The following is a 13,373-nucleotide window of genomic DNA, read 5'->3' as shown; positions in this document are numbered from 1 at the left end:
CTGCCGGCCCGGCCCCCCCCGGCCCCGGCCCCCCCGGGCGTACCGGGCCCCTGGTCGGCCCCCCCCCCCCCCACCCCACACCTGGGGGGGGGTTTCCCCGGCGGGTGGCGTCCCCCCCCCCCCTCTCGCAGAAGGCCACCTCTCTTGTGGAAGGCCGTCTCGATCGTTCCGACCGCGCGCTTGGATACGGGTGGCGCGGAGAGACGGCTCTGCCACATGATCACGCCATGACGAGCCCTGCCGACTTCCGGGACCGGGCCGACTGGTCCGACGGCTACTACGAGCTGGCCGTGGAGGTCGGGTCGAGTGACGACGCCCGGGTCCAAGCCGTCCTGAGTGCCCTGTGGTCCGCCGCGGGCGTCCGCGGGTGCTTCGGGAGGACGGACCGTGAGCCCGAGGAGCAGGAACCCGTGCCGTGCACGGTCGGCTCACTGGCCGAGTTCGGCCACCTGCACGGTCGGGTGCGGCTGCCGACGGGCCACCTGGTCGTGTGCGGTTGTGTGGCGATCCGGGGCGACGACGGCAGCGACTGGCTGGACTTCTACGTCCCCGTCGGCGCGCTGGAACAGGCGGGCATCGCTTACTGGGACGGCCGGCCGTTCTTCAGGTCGGACGTGCTGGACGACTGGCTCGCCGCCATCGGAGCCGAAACCTTCAGGAGGGCCCCCTTCAGCCTGGGCATCGTCGGTTTCGAGGTCTCCGGTTGCACCGACGCATCGACGCTGGCCGGAAGGCTGCCGCGGACACGGGACATCGGGTACCTGTTTCCACAGGGCGACGTCCTGCGCTACGGCGCCGCCAACACCTGAGCCTTGCCGCCCCGGGCGGGCACGAGCCTGCGGCAGCGGATGAGGGCGCGGTCGATGTCGGCGAGGGCGAGCAAGGGATCATGGTGAGCAGGAAGGCTTCGTGAGGGCGATCAGCGGCTTCGGAGCTGCGGACCAAGGCGCCCAGCACCGTGTCCGGCCAGGTCAGAAGCCTGGATGTTCCGAAATCGCGGTGCGGGAGAGCCGTCGCGCTGCGATACTGCGCCGATGATCGACGTGCCTACCGCCGTACTGGATTCGTTGCACGGGCTCGCGTTCGGCGACGCCTTCGGCGACCGCTGGTTCGGCATCCTGCGCAGAAACGGTCCGGCGGCCCTGGAGGCGCGGACGCCGCCCCCGGAGCCGCTGTGGCGGTGGAGCGACGACACCGCCCAGGCTCTGGTTCTCGTCGGGGAGCTCGTCGAGGGCGGGGGCACCGTCGACCAGGACCGCCTGGCCCTGCGCCTCGCGGCGGCCTACGTCGAGGACACGCACCGCGGGTACGGGGCCTCGATGCACGACGTGCTGCGCCGGATCGGCGCGGGCGAGCCCTGGCGGGAGGTGGTCGCCGGGCAGTTCGGCGGCCAGGGCTCCTGGGGCAACGGCGCGGCCATGCGAGCCGCTCCGCTCGGTGCCTGGCACAGCGCCGACCTCGACGTGGCCGCCGAGCAGGCCGCCCTCCAGAGCACGGTCTCGCACCACCACCCGGAGGCGGTCACCGGAGCGGTGGCGGTCGCCCTGGCTGCGGCGCTGGCGACCCGCAGCCGGGGCGGGCCCGCCCCGGCCAGGCGGGACTTCCTCCGGGCGGTCGCCGAACGGCTCCCCGACAGCGACGTCCGGTCGGGAGTGCGGATCGCGGCCCGGATGCCGGAGCGCACCTCGGTCCGGCACGCCGCGGAGGTCCTGGGCTCCGGCTACCGGATGTCGGGGCCCGACACCGTCCCGTACGCCCTGTGGTGTGCGGCGGGGCACCTCGACGACCTGCACGAGGGCCTGTGGATCACGGTCGCCGGGCACGGCGACATCGACACCACCTGCGCCATCGCGGGCGGGGTCATCGCGGCCCGCACCGGCGTCGCCGCCCTTCCTCCTTCGTGGCACGCGGCCCTCGAACCACTGCCCCGGGCCGGGCGCGACACTGTGGCCTGACAGCACGCCACCGGGACGGAGCATCCGGCCCTTCCCGCCGGCCACGGCCCCGCCGATCCGGGCGGGAACGACCGTCCGTAGACCGCCGCAGACCGCCCGCCACCGAACGTGCCCGGCTCCGGCGGATGTCGCCAGGGCCGGGCACGGTTTTCCATGCGCGTACGTACGCGCCTACGGGCTGCTCGCCCTAGGGCCTGTCCGGCGGATCAGGGCCGGGGAGGCCGCGGCGTCCGGTGCATGGGGTCTCCCCAGGGCCCGCAAGGGCCTGGGGGAAGCCTCGCAAGGCGCCGGAGCGGGTCGACAGCGGAGCCATCGGGGCGTTTCGGCAACGCGGCGAGATGCCGTGCCGGGCGTCGCGGCCCCGGCCGTGATCCGCCGGACAGGCCCTAGGCCGCCGCCTCGCCCTTCAGGCTGCGGATGATCGCCGTCGAGAAGGCATCGAGGTCGCCCGGGTTGCGGGAGGTGATCAGGGGGTGGCCCCCGGAGGTGTCGACGACGACCTCCTCGTCCACCCAGGTGGCGCCCGCGTTCTCGAGGTCGGGACGGAGCGAGGGGTACGAGGTCAGCCGGCGTCCCTTGGTCAGCTCGCTGTCCACGAGCAGCCACGGTCCGTGGCAGATGGCGGCCACCGGCCTGCCCGACCCGGCGAAGGCCGCCACGAGACGGCGGGCGTCGTCGTCGGTGCGGAGCTGGTCGGCGTTCACGGTGCCTCCCGGGACGACCACGGCGTCGAATCCGTCCACGGAGGCCTCGGCGAGCGTCGTGTCCGGCTGGACCACGGATCCCGGGTCCTTGTCCGAGACGAGGGTCTGGACGCCCTCGTCCTTCTGCGCGGCGACCGTGACGCGGGCCCCCGCCTCACGGAGGGCGGCCACCGGCTTCTCCAGCTCGTCCTGCTCCGTGCCGTAGTTCGTCGTGAGGACGAGAACGTTCTTTCCGTCGAGCGACACTGTGCGTTCCTCTCTGGTGGGATTCCCCTCGTTTTCCGCGCCTCACCCTCCCCCAGGCGCCTCAAACCTCGCATGGCGGCCAAAAAGCGCAAACGACTCCCCCGCTGTACCACTCCGCCGCCGAGCCATCCGCTCGCGACTACCCAGAAAATCGTGTCAAATCACTCAAAACGGGAATCTTCTGTGAAGGAAGCTCGACAGACGGGCCCTCTCCGCCCCCTGTGGCACGGCAGCGGCGCAGGCCCATCGCCACCGTCGAAGGAACCTCATGTCCACCGCCGGAAACCGTTCCACCCGCTCCCGGGCCGCCGAACCGGCCCACGGTCCTGAGGCCGCCGGGAATCCGGGGGCCTCGATGCGCCGGGCGGCCCTGGACGGACTGCCCGAACTGACCCGCCCCACCACCGTCTCCACCGACGACGCCCAACCCCTCTCCGCCGCCCTCCTCACCCGCCTGACCCAACTCGACGAAGGCACCCCCGAACACGCCTACGTCCGCAACACCCTGGTCGAACTCAACCTCAGCCTCGTCAAATTCGCCGCCCGCCGCTTCCGCAACCGCGCCGAACCCACCGAAGACATCATCCAGGTCGGCACCATCGGACTCATCAAAGCCATCAACCGCTTCGACCCCCACCGCGCCGTCGACTTCTCCGCCTTCGCCCTGCCCACCATCGTCGGCGAGATGAAACGCTTCTTCCGCGACACCAGCTGGGCCGTCCGCGTCCCCCGACGCCTCCAAGAACTCCGCATCGACCTCGCCAAAACCGCCGACCACCTCGAACAACACCTCGGCCGCCGCCCCACCCGCACCGAACTCGCCCACCACCTCCACCTCACCGAAGAAGAAATCGCGGAAGGCCAGCTCGCCGCCCACGGCTACGCCACCCGCTCCCTCGACACCCCGGTCGGCGAGGACGGCAACGCCTCCGGTGCGAAGCCCCGCCATCTGGCGACCGCCGAATCCTCCTACGAGCTGATCGAGGACCTCACCTCGCTCCGACCGCTGCTCGACCGGCTCGACGAGCGCGACCGGCGCATCCTGGAACTCCGCTTCGGGGAGGAGCTCACCCAGGCCGAGATCGGCCGGCGGATCGGACTCTCCCAGATGCACGTCTCGCGACTGCTCACCCGCATCCTCGGCGAGCTCAGGGAGGGCCTCGAAACCGACGGCGCCCCTGCGGGAGGACCCGCGGACGAGGCTACGCACGGGACGGCAGGCTGACCTCCAGCCACACCACCTTCCCCGCCGCTCCGGAGCCCCTTGCCTCGTAGCCCCACGCCCCCGCCAGCTTGTCCAGGACCATCAGACCGTGTCCACCGGGCAGCGCGGGCGAACGGGGCGCGTGCGCACGGGGCGGTTCGGAACTGGCGTCGGCGACCTCCACCCGCAGCCCCTCGCGCCCGCGCCGCAGGACGAACTCCTCCGGTCCGCCGGCGTGCAGACAGGCGTTGGTCACCACCTCCGACACCAGGAGCAGCACGTCCTCCACCCGCTCCTCCCCCGCCTCGCTCCCCGCCGGTATCCACCCCCAGTCCGCCAGCGCCTCCGCCGTGAAATCCCGACAGCGCGACACCACCCTCCGCGCCCCGCGCAACAACAGCCGCCGCACCTGCATCCCGTCTCCCCCGCCCTCGCCGTCAGCCATGACGCTGTCGGGGCTCGGACCTCTCGTCCCCCACCTCTTCTTCGTGCACGAATGTCATGGGCTTCATCGATGTCACCGTTCCTCTCACACCATTTGCTCCTTTTACCTCTTTCCGAGAACTGTGGTCACATTCCCGAGATTTGAGGGATTACGAAAGGGGGTTCGGGGAAAGCGTCGTGCCCGCCGCCTCACGGGAGGGCGCCGCCACAGCCGGCGGGAGAATGTCCGCTACAGGATGGTTCGTCCTTGATGGCCGGGGAACCCGCAGCGTATGAACGGTCAGCGTGGACAGTCCGTGGCCACCGGCACCCGTCGTTACGAACTGACGGAGGACCCCGGGATGGCGGGCGCGTGCCGGGACCTGACGCGGCGGGCGCTGAGCGAGTGGTTCGGGGCCGCCGGCGCGCCCGGGCGGGTCGCCGCCGCGGACGCCCTGCTGCTGGTCTCCGAGGTCGTCACCAACGCGTTCAGGCACGGAGGCGTTCCGTACGAGCTGCGTCTCGACCGCGCCGGAGGCCGGTTGTGGGTCCAGGTCAGCGACACCAGCCCGGTGCGTCCCCGGCCCCACGGTCCGCACCGTCCGAGCCGCTCCTCGGGGCACGGCCTGTACCTCCTGGAGCGGCTGTCGGCCGCCTGGGGCTGTGTCCCGAGGGACGGCGGCAAGGCCGTCTGGTTCGAGGTGGAGGTGCCGCCCGTGTCCGGAGCCGACGAGCAACCGCGGCCGGAGGCCTGAGCGGCGGGCGGCGTTTACGGGGCGCACCGCGCGGTCACTCGCAGGGCATGGCCGGTTCCCGGCCGAGAACCGTCGGTGGGCGCGTCCCCGCCGTCTCCACCCGTCCCCCGCGATTGGACAAGCGCCATGAGGGTCGTCGTCACAGGAGCCACCGGAAACGTCGGGACCAGCGTGGTCAGGGCCCTCGCCCGCGACCGTACGGTCACGGACGTGCTCGGCGTCGCCCGCCGGGTGCCCGAGCTCCGGATCGACGGGGTCCGCTGGGCGTCGGCGGACATCGACCCCGGTGGCCCCGACCTGGCCGGGCTGTTCGCGGGGGCCGACGCGGTCGTCCACCTCGCCTGGAAGTTCCAGCCCACGCACGACCCGGTCGAGACCTGGCGCACCAACGTCCTGGGCAGCGTCAGGGTCTTCGAGGCGTGCGCCCGGGCGGGGGTGCACGCTCTGGTGCACGCCTCCTCGGTCGGCGCCTACTCCCCCGGCCCGTCGGACGGGCGGCCCGTCGACGAGTCCTGGTCCACCCACGGCTGGCCCGGCGCGGCCTACACCCGGGAGAAGGCCTATCTGGAGCGGTACCTGGACGGGTTCCAGCTCTCGCACCCGGACCTGCGGGTCGTGCGGATGAGGCCGTCGTTCCTGTTCAAGGAGGAGGCGGCGAGCGAACAGCGCCGCATCTTCGCGGGTCCGCTCCTGCCGTGGCGGGTCGTGCGACCGGGCGTGCTGCCCGTCGTGCCCTCCGTCAAGGGCCTGCGCTTCCAGGCCCTGCACACCGACGACGCCGCCGAGGCCTACCGGGCGGCCGTGGTGCGGGAGGTCCGGGGGCCGTTCAACCTGGCGGCCGATCCGGTGCTCGACGCCGACGTACTGGCCCGGCTCCTGAGGGCCCGTGCCGTTCCGCTGCCGGCGGGCGTGACCCGTGCCGTGCTCGCCGCCGCGTGGCGCCTGCGCCTGGTGCCCGCCGCGCCGGGTCTGTTCGACGCGGTCATGCGGCTGCCCGTGCTCGACTCCTCGCGGGCCCGCGAGGAACTGGACTGGACGCCGTCGTGGACCTCCGAGGAGGCCGTCGGCGAGTTCCTCGAAGGCCTCGGCCGGGGGGCCGGGCTCGGCACTCCGCCCCTGACGGCCGACGCGGCGCCGGTGGGCGCCGGCGGGAGCGCGGGAAGGTGAGGACGTGGCGGGGGGGGGGCCCGGGGGGGCCCCCCCCCCCCCCGGCCCCCCGGGCAACCCGGGGCGCCCCCCGCCCCATGGAAACCCCGCCCCCCCGCCCGGCGCGGGGGCGAGGGCGCGGGGGGGGGGGGGGGGGGGGGGGGGGGGGGGGGGGGGGGTGCGGGGGGGGGGGGGGGGGGGGGCGGGGGGGGGCCCCCCCCCCCCCCCACGGCTCCCGTGTCATCCGTGGACGACCTCGCGCACGTTCTCCACGCGGCCGCAGTCCGAGGCGAGCTGCCTGGCGCGCTCCTTCAGGAACGCGTCGCCCAGCTCGGCCCTGCGCTCGTCGGGGACGCTCTCCCGGGCGCCGTTGAGGATGGTGCGCTCCTCCTCGTCGAGGTGGTGGGTGACCGCCTCGACCAGGTCCTCCAGGCGCTTGTCCCACTCGTCGGAGCCGATGTCGTCGACCTCCAGGAGGGCGAGGAGGGCCTTGTTCCCCTCCTCGTGCTCCTCCGTGCCGTGGTCCACTTCCTCGTCGTCGACGTTCTTGAAGCGCTTGAGCGCTCCGTAGACCTCGGACTCCTCGGCCTCGCCGTGCGCGATGAGCAGGGCCGAGAACTCCTTCAGCGCGGCGGCGCGGTCCGCCTCGACGCTCCGCATCCGGCGGAACAGGTCCTCCATCGTGCGGTGGTCCTTCAGAATGGCCGCGACCACGTCCTGGTTCTCCTTGTTGCCCGCCATCGTGCCGTCTCCTCCTCGACCGTTCTTCCGTCGGCCCGCCTCTCCACGGGGCGGTGCCGTCCGGCGGGTACCCCTGCCGGGGAGAACCAATCGCGGAGGGCGCGTCCGTCGGCCGGGAGGGTGAAGGGGAGGGAAGTCCGCGTGTGCGGGGGCGTCGGTGACGCCCCTGGCCCCCGGCCCGGCCGGTCGCGGTGGCGTCAGGGGGAGACGGGGCGGCGCGCGGCGGTGAGCAGTTCCTCCCGGTCGACGAGCTTGACGCGGGGACGGCCCTGGGCGCGGCCCTCGGCGCGCTCGGCGGCGTCGATCGCCCGCCAGCCGTCGAGGTCGACGGCGTCGGGGCGGGCCGTGGCGGCCGACGGGCCGGCGGGGGCGGTCAGGCGGCCGGCTTCGAGGTCGTCGAGGAGCGTGGTGACGGTCTCCTGGGCGCAGGACTTGTTGGTGCCGATGAAGCCGGTGGGGCCGCGCTTGATCCAGCCGGTGACGTAGACGCCCGGCTCGACCCGGCCCCGCTCGTGCGGCACCGTGCCGGTCTCCGCGTCGAACGGCAGGCCCGGGACCGGTTCGGCGCGGTAGCCGACGGCGCGCAGGACCAGGGAGGTCCCGACGGTCTCGGTGTCGGTGGTGGGGGCGGCCCGTACGGTGCCGTCGTCGGCGCGGCGCAGCTCGGTCCGTACGACGGTCAGGCCGGTCACCCGGTCGTCGCCCTCGATCCGCGCCGGGCCGGTCAGGAAGCGCAGGACGATCCGGCGGCGGCCCGGAACGGGGGTGTGGGCGGCGAGTTCGGCGAGGACCGCCGTCTTCGGCGTGGCGTCCGCCGGCAGGTCCTCGGGCCATCCCTCCACGAGGACGTCGACGCCGTCGAGGGCGGCGAGCGCGACCAGTTCGGGCAGGGTGAAGGCGGCCTCGGCCGGTCCGCGCCGCCCGAGGACGACGACCTCGCGGACCCGGCTCGCGCGCAGCGCGGCCAGGGCGCGGTCGGAGACGTCGGTGCGGGCGAGGGCGTCGGGGTCGGCGGTCAGGATCCGGGCCACGTCCAGGGCCACGTTGCCGTTGCCGACGACGACGGCCCGTTCGGCGTCCAGCGGGTGGAAGGCGCCGTCGTGGTCGGGGTGGCCGTTGTACCAGGCGACGAAGTCGGTGGCGGAGGCGCTGCCGGGCAGGTCCTCGCCCTCGACGCCGAGGCGCCGGTCGGTGGCCGCGCCCACGGCGTACACCACGGCGTGGTGGTCGCGGACCAGGTCCTCGTGGTGCAGGTCGCGGCCGATCCGGGTGTTGAGGCGGTACGAGAAGCCCGGCTGGCCCTCGATGGCCCGGAAGAGCTCGGTGACCCGCTTGGTGTCCTGGTGGTCGGGCGCCACTCCCGCCCGCGCGAGTCCGTACGGGGTGGGCAGCCGGTCGTACACGGTGACGCTCACGCCGGGGTGGCGGAGCAGTTCGTCGGCGGCGAACAGTCCGGCCGGTCCGGCGCCGACCACGGCCACCCGCAGCCCGGTCGTCTCCGCGCGGCGCTGCGGGGGCACGAGGGCCATGGGCGTGCGGTCGGCGTGCGGGGAGGTGTCGTAGTAGGCGCGGTTGATCTCGAGGAACGGCAGCTCGCCCTCGGTGAGCTTGGTGTGCGGTTTGAGGGCGTCCACCGGGCAGGCCGTCGTGCACGCCCCGCAGTCGACGCAGGTGCGGGGGTCGACGTACAGCATGTCGGTCTGTCCGAAGCCCGGTTCGCCGGGGGCGGGGTGGATGCAGTTGACCGGGCAGGCCAGCACACACGACGCGTCGGCGCAGCACGACCGGGTGACGACGTAGGGCATGGGGAGCGGTTCTCCGTTCACGTTCACGGGGGCCGCCGGGACGGTTCCCGGTCGGCGGTCCCGCCCGGCGGGCGGGCGGGTGTGCTGCTCGGGCGGCGTACGCCTGCCGGACGAGGAGCCGGTGAGTCAGGCGGCGTGCGGGGCGGGTTCGCCCCGGAAGCGGGACGGGCGGCCGTCGATGCGCAGGGCCCGCCACACCTTTCGGGAGGCGCGGTTCATCAGGCCGATGTCCTCGGCGAGCATCCGCACGTCGGAGAAGAGGTCGCGGAGCATCTTCTCGCCGTCGGGCGACTTCCAGAAGATGTCCTTGATGACCCAGTGGGGGACGCCGATCTTCTCGGCGGTCTTCCGGTCGGGGACCACGATGACGTCGCCGAGGACGCGCATGATGACCGGGAAGGCCACCGAGAGGGCGCCCCTGCGGAACTTGCCGTAGCCGGGGACCTTGACGCGGAGGAACTCGTGGGCGAAGGAGATGTGCCGGGCCTCCTCGGCGACGTGGATCTGCATGAGCCTCCGCATCAGCGGGTGGATGTCCTCGCCGCCGCGCAGGATCGCCTTCTGGAGGTGGTCGATGGGCTCCTCGCCGGCGAGGACGCCGGTGAAGAACGACTCGGGGACGAGGGAGCCGGCCAGCGGCAGGAAGCGGCTGACCACCCGGAAGGAGCGCCGGCCGCCGGGCACGTCGGCGCCCGCGCGGTTGACGAACTCCTGGAACATCTGGGTGTGGTGGCACTCCTCCGTGGCCTCGTGGGTGAGGTAGCGGAACTCCGGGTTCTGGTTCGGCAGCGAGAAGAGGTAGTCCATCACCCCGCGGATGAGGACGTTCTCGAACTGCATGCCGACCTTGACGATGTTGGCGTACCGCCACAGGCCGATCTTCGTCCGGACCTCCAGCGGCTGCGCCTGGTACCACGGGTGGCCGCCCAGCGGGTCGGCCGCGGGGAGCACCCAGCGGGGGTCCTTCGGGTCGATGGCGAACTCGGGGTTGTCCCAGTCGATGTCGGTGAAGGCGTCGAAGTGGATGTGCACCGACGCCTCGGAGAGGGTCTGGAGCCTTTCGTAGTAGCTCTCCTGGCTGATGGTCATCGTCGTCCTCGATCTCTCGCGTGCGGTCTCCGGAGGGATGGTGGGCTCGGCGTCAGACCGCCGGGGCGTGGTCCTGCCGGTCGGTGGCGGGCCGTGTCCCGGGGGTGGTCCGCCCGAAGCGGAGGGCGGGGTCCTCGACGGGGGAGTCCCGCAGGGCCCGCCGGTCGCGGTAGTAGTCGTTCCAGATCCGCCAGGGGTCCCGGGTGCCCTGGCGGGGCATGATCGCGTCGCCGCGCGCGATGTAGCCGGAGGTCAGCGACTCGCCCATGACGGAGACGTCGGAGCGGTCGGACGCGGCGGCGACGGGGGTGGCGGTGGTGAGGCCGTGCCGGTCCATGTGGGCGATCAGCCGGCTGATGTACGCGCAGGCGAGGTCGGCCTTGAGGGTCCAGGAGGCGTTGGTGTAGCCGATGATCATCGCCAGGTTGGGGACGCCGTCGAGCATCACGCCCTTGTGGAGGAGGCGGTCGCGGGTGACGAGCGGCTTGCCGTCGACCGCGATCTCCATGCCGCCGGCGAGCTGCATCCGCAGGCCGGTGGCGGTGATGACGATGTCGGCGGGGATCTCCTCGCCGGACTTCACCCTGATCCCGTTCTCGGTGAACGTCTCGATGTGGTCGGTGACCACGGAGGCCCTGCCGCTCTTGAGGGTCTTGAAGAGGTCGCCGCCGGGCACCACGCACAGCCGCTGGTCCCAGGGCTTGTACGACGGGGTGAAGTGGCGCATGTCGACGCTCTTGCCGAGCCGTGCCCGTACGGCTCCGAGCAGCACCCTGCGCATGAGCCGCGGCGCCTTGCGGCACAGGGCGTAGAGGCCGCGCTGGAGCGCGATGTTGCGGGCGCGGCCCACGCGGTGGACGAGTCCGGCGGGGACGTGGAGCTTGCGCAGGACGGTGGAGACGGGGTCGTCGGCGGGCAGCGCCAGGATGTACGTGGGCGAGCGCTGGAGCATGGTGACGTGCGCGGCGGTGTCGGCCATCGAGGGGACCAGGGTGATGGCGGTGGCGCCGCTGCCGATGACGACCACGCGCTTGCCGGTGTGGTCGAGGTCCTCGGGCCAGTGCTGCGGGTGCACGAGGGTGCCGCCGAAGCGCTCCTCGCCGGGGAACTCCGGCCGGTGGCCGGCGTCGTAGTCGTAGTAGCCGGTGGCGCCCACGAGGAAGCGGGCCTTCCAGAGCTCGGTCGCGCCGGTGGCCTCGTCCAGGATCTCGGCGGTCCACCGCCCCTCGTCGCTCGACCAGTCCGCGCGGACGGCCTTGCGGCCGAAGCGGATGTGCTCGGTGACGCCGCGCTCCTCGGCGGTCTCCTGGACGTAGCGCCGGATGTCCGCGCCCTCGGCGAGGATCCTGGTGCCGTGCCAGGCGCGGAAGCCGTAGCCGAAGGTGTACATGTCCGAGTCCGAGCGGATGCCCGGGTAGCGGAACAGGTCCCAGGTGCCGCCGACCCGCGCGCGCCGCTCGATGACGGCGTACGTGGTGCCGGGGTTCCCGTCGGCCAGGTGGCAGGCGGCACTGATGCCGGACAGCCCCGCTCCGATGATCAGCACATCGACGTGCTGGTGCTCCATCTCGATACCCCTCTGTCGCCGTCCCGCGTGCTTCCGCACCGGTGCTCCGGGCTTCGGACGCCGCCGCCCGGTGCGGGAATTTACCTGTGTCACCGCGTCCAAGGTACCGGCGGTAACACACGATGCGCCACCCCCGGGAACCGATCGTGCGCGCCCTCTTGATCGGGCCGGGTACGATCCACGCCGTGGCGGAGGACAGACGAGAACGCAGTGACGGACGCCCCGACGGACGGGACACGCGCTGGTCCGGCCACCGGGCCGAGCGCCGCGACCAGGTCCTCGCCGCGGCCCTCGCCGTCATCGGCCGGGAGGGCCCCTCGGTCAGCGTGGCGGCGATCGGCGCCGAGGCCGGGATGCCCCGTTCCGTGGTCTACCGGATCTTCCGCAGCCGCGAGGACCTGGACGAGCGGATCCGCGCGCGCATCGCCGACGACCTGCTGGCCGCGCTGTACCCGGCCCTCGACCCGAAGGGCACCGTCCGGGAGGCCGTCGAGCTCGCCGCCGCCACCTACGTCGGCTGGGTCGCGGAGCACCCCCGGCTCTACCGGTTCCTCGGGGCCGGCTCGCCCGAGCAGGACGCCACCGGCTCCCGGGTGGTCGCGGGCACCCGCACGGCCATCGCCCTCCACCTGGCGCGGCTGCTCGACGCGTACGCCGAGCAGCTGGTCGACGGCGGGAAGGCGCCCGCGGGCTTCACCTTCAACCTGGCGTTCGGCATGGTCGGCCTGGTGGACGGGGTGGTCAACCAGTGGGCCGCCCGCCCCGAGTCGAGGAGCTCGCTCGACGACCTGACCCATTTCCTGAGCGACGCCCTGTGGGGCGTCCTCTCGCAGTCCACCCTGCGCCTTGGGCTCGTGCTCGATCCGGACCAGACGATCGGCAAGGCCCTGGACCCGCCGGCGCGGCCCCGGTCCTGACCGGCCGGGACGCCGGGCCGCTCCGTTTGCGGAGCCGTGGGCGCCGGGTTTGAGTGTGAGGGACCCCTCGCGCCGCCGGAGCCCGGACCCGTACGACGGACGGACGGCCGGTCGCGCGGTCCCGCAGTCGCAGGGCAAGGAGAGACCGATGGCACCCCACCACAAGTCGAACAAGGAAGTCGAGGGCGACCCCGACACCGGTCACGGACGCGGCCTGCCCCGGCGCCCCGACGAGAAGGAGCTCGACGAGCGCCTCGAAGAGGACCGCGAGGAAGTGGGCCTGCCGGTGGACCCGGACGACGGGGACCGGTAGGACCGGCCCGGTCGGTCGGGCGGCGGACGCCGCCCGACCGGTGGGTCAGGCCGGGTCCGGGGCCGGGCGGGGCACGAGGCGGACGTGGGCCACCATGCCGGGGACCTCGACGAGGGTCTGGGTGACCACGACGGCCGCCGCGACGGCCAGGGAGTCGGGCAGGGCCGGCGCCGGCGGACAGGACCCCGCCGTCGCGCAGCGAGCGCACCGGGTCGGCGGCCGGGACCTGGAGGAAGGTGACGAACAGCAGCGCCCCGAGGACCGGGTCGATCGCGTGCGCGAGGCCCGGCCCGAGACCGGGCGCCGCCCGCCCCAGCAGGGCGCCGGCGGCCATCGCCGCCGGACAGACCGCGACCTGGTGGTGCTCCATCAGCCCGACCGCACCCCGCGGCCCCCGCTGCGACACCCGAACCGCTCCCCCGTCCGCCGATTCCGACCGCTCCCCCGGCGGACCCGGGTGCCGTCCTCGCAGGCCGGCCGGGCGGCGGACCCGGGAACGGACGCGCGC

At 73.4% G+C, this 13,373-nt stretch carries 13 protein-coding genes and 1 pseudogene; 7 read left to right on the top strand and 7 right to left on the bottom strand.

Annotation, left to right across the window (positions count from 1 at the left end; genetic code table 11):
• Positions 1-227 precede the first annotated feature (227 nt).
• Positions 228-809 (top strand): hypothetical protein, encoded by a 582-nt coding sequence (locus ACWGSR_RS35950; protein WP_453573317.1) that lies wholly within the window; start codon positions 228-230, stop codon positions 807-809.
• Positions 810-1,034: 225 nt separating this feature from the next.
• A complete protein-coding gene (locus ACWGSR_RS35945) occupies positions 1,035-1,955 on the top strand; it encodes an ADP-ribosylglycohydrolase family protein (RefSeq protein ID WP_453573314.1) in 921 nt (306 codons plus the stop codon).
• Between the two features lie 386 nt (positions 1,956-2,341).
• On the opposite strand, the gene ACWGSR_RS35940 is transcribed toward ACWGSR_RS35945, so the two are convergent.
• A complete protein-coding gene (locus ACWGSR_RS35940) occupies positions 2,342-2,905 on the bottom strand; it encodes a type 1 glutamine amidotransferase domain-containing protein (protein WP_453573312.1) in 564 nt (187 codons plus the stop codon).
• A gap of 268 nt (positions 2,906-3,173) precedes the next feature.
• Between ACWGSR_RS35940 and ACWGSR_RS35935 the strand changes: the two genes are divergently transcribed.
• Positions 3,174-4,130, top strand: coding sequence for a SigB/SigF/SigG family RNA polymerase sigma factor (locus ACWGSR_RS35935; RefSeq protein ID WP_453573310.1), 957 nt, complete (start codon positions 3,174-3,176; stop codon positions 4,128-4,130).
• On the opposite strand, the gene ACWGSR_RS35930 is transcribed toward ACWGSR_RS35935, so the two are convergent.
• Positions 4,108-4,554, bottom strand: a complete 447-nt coding sequence (locus ACWGSR_RS35930; RefSeq protein ID WP_453573307.1) for an ATP-binding protein — start codon at positions 4,552-4,554, stop codon at positions 4,108-4,110. The two genes, ACWGSR_RS35935 and ACWGSR_RS35930, sit on opposite strands and share 23 nt — an antisense overlap.
• Before the next feature lie 271 nt (positions 4,555-4,825).
• On the opposite strand from ACWGSR_RS35930, the gene ACWGSR_RS35925 reads away from it, so the two are divergent.
• Entirely contained in the window at positions 4,826-5,287 is a 462-nt protein-coding gene (locus ACWGSR_RS35925; protein ID WP_376245585.1) for an ATP-binding protein, read from the top strand.
• A gap of 126 nt (positions 5,288-5,413) precedes the next feature.
• Positions 5,414-6,454, top strand: a complete 1,041-nt coding sequence (locus ACWGSR_RS35920) for an NAD-dependent epimerase/dehydratase family protein (RefSeq protein WP_376245587.1) — start codon at positions 5,414-5,416, stop codon at positions 6,452-6,454.
• A gap of 219 nt (positions 6,455-6,673) precedes the next feature.
• Here ACWGSR_RS35920 and ACWGSR_RS35915 read toward each other — a convergent pair whose 3' ends face one another.
• The 4 genes from ACWGSR_RS35915 to ACWGSR_RS35900 all read right to left on the bottom strand — a co-directional run bounded on the left by ACWGSR_RS35915 (position 6,674) and on the right by ACWGSR_RS35900 (position 11,635).
• Positions 6,674-7,174 (bottom strand): hemerythrin domain-containing protein, encoded by a 501-nt coding sequence (locus ACWGSR_RS35915; RefSeq protein WP_376245590.1) that lies wholly within the window; start codon positions 7,172-7,174, stop codon positions 6,674-6,676.
• Between the two features lie 197 nt (positions 7,175-7,371).
• Positions 7,372-8,979, bottom strand: coding sequence for an FAD-dependent oxidoreductase (locus ACWGSR_RS35910; protein ID WP_453573303.1), 1,608 nt, complete (start codon positions 8,977-8,979; stop codon positions 7,372-7,374).
• A gap of 126 nt (positions 8,980-9,105) precedes the next feature.
• A complete protein-coding gene (locus ACWGSR_RS35905; protein ID WP_376245595.1) occupies positions 9,106-10,068 on the bottom strand; it encodes an AurF N-oxygenase family protein in 963 nt (320 codons plus the stop codon).
• A gap of 52 nt (positions 10,069-10,120) precedes the next feature.
• Positions 10,121-11,635, bottom strand: a complete 1,515-nt coding sequence (locus ACWGSR_RS35900; RefSeq protein ID WP_376245598.1) for a flavin-containing monooxygenase — start codon at positions 11,633-11,635, stop codon at positions 10,121-10,123.
• A 185-nt stretch (positions 11,636-11,820) separates the two neighbouring features.
• Here ACWGSR_RS35900 and ACWGSR_RS35895 point away from each other — a divergent pair, with 185 nt between their 5' ends.
• Both ACWGSR_RS35895 and ACWGSR_RS35890 read left to right on the top strand, forming a co-directional pair.
• Positions 11,821-12,552, top strand: a complete 732-nt coding sequence (locus tag ACWGSR_RS35895; protein ID WP_376245601.1) for a TetR/AcrR family transcriptional regulator — start codon at positions 11,821-11,823, stop codon at positions 12,550-12,552.
• Between the two features lie 148 nt (positions 12,553-12,700).
• Positions 12,701-12,865 (top strand): hypothetical protein, encoded by a 165-nt coding sequence (locus ACWGSR_RS35890; protein WP_376245603.1) that lies wholly within the window; start codon positions 12,701-12,703, stop codon positions 12,863-12,865.
• Between the two features lie 172 nt (positions 12,866-13,037).
• Here the strand turns inward: ACWGSR_RS35890 and ACWGSR_RS35885 are convergent.
• Positions 13,038-13,235, bottom strand: a pseudogene (locus ACWGSR_RS35885) (arsenic resistance protein); the annotation flags it as partial.
• Between the last annotated feature and the right edge of the window lie 138 nt (positions 13,236-13,373).

Source organism: Streptomyces sp. NPDC055632, from assembly GCF_053618675.1.
This window is presented reverse-complemented; position numbering and strand designations above follow the sequence as displayed.

What these genes read in the sequence shown, in the direction of transcription:
- ACWGSR_RS35950 (WP_453573317.1), top strand. Translation starts at nt 228, where the DNA reads ATGACGAGCCCTGCCGACTTCCGGGACCGGGCCGACTGGTCCGACGGC.
- ACWGSR_RS35945 (WP_453573314.1), top strand. Translation starts at nt 1,035, where the DNA reads ATGATCGACGTGCCTACCGCCGTACTGGATTCGTTGCACGGGCTCGCG.
- ACWGSR_RS35935 (WP_453573310.1), top strand. Translation starts at nt 3,174, where the DNA reads ATGTCCACCGCCGGAAACCGTTCCACCCGCTCCCGGGCCGCCGAACCG.
- ACWGSR_RS35930 (WP_453573307.1), bottom strand. Translation starts at nt 4,554, where the DNA reads ATGGCTGACGGCGAGGGCGGGGGAGACGGGATGCAGGTGCGGCGGCTG.
- ACWGSR_RS35925 (WP_376245585.1), top strand. Translation starts at nt 4,826, where the DNA reads ATGAACGGTCAGCGTGGACAGTCCGTGGCCACCGGCACCCGTCGTTAC.
- ACWGSR_RS35920 (WP_376245587.1), top strand. Translation starts at nt 5,414, where the DNA reads ATGAGGGTCGTCGTCACAGGAGCCACCGGAAACGTCGGGACCAGCGTG.
- ACWGSR_RS35915 (WP_376245590.1), bottom strand. Translation starts at nt 7,174, where the DNA reads ATGGCGGGCAACAAGGAGAACCAGGACGTGGTCGCGGCCATTCTGAAG.
- ACWGSR_RS35910 (WP_453573303.1), bottom strand. Translation starts at nt 8,979, where the DNA reads ATGCCCTACGTCGTCACCCGGTCGTGCTGCGCCGACGCGTCGTGTGTG.
- ACWGSR_RS35905 (WP_376245595.1), bottom strand. Translation starts at nt 10,068, where the DNA reads ATGACCATCAGCCAGGAGAGCTACTACGAAAGGCTCCAGACCCTCTCC.
- ACWGSR_RS35900 (WP_376245598.1), bottom strand. Translation starts at nt 11,635, where the DNA reads ATGGAGCACCAGCACGTCGATGTGCTGATCATCGGAGCGGGGCTGTCC.
- ACWGSR_RS35890 (WP_376245603.1), top strand. Translation starts at nt 12,701, where the DNA reads ATGGCACCCCACCACAAGTCGAACAAGGAAGTCGAGGGCGACCCCGAC.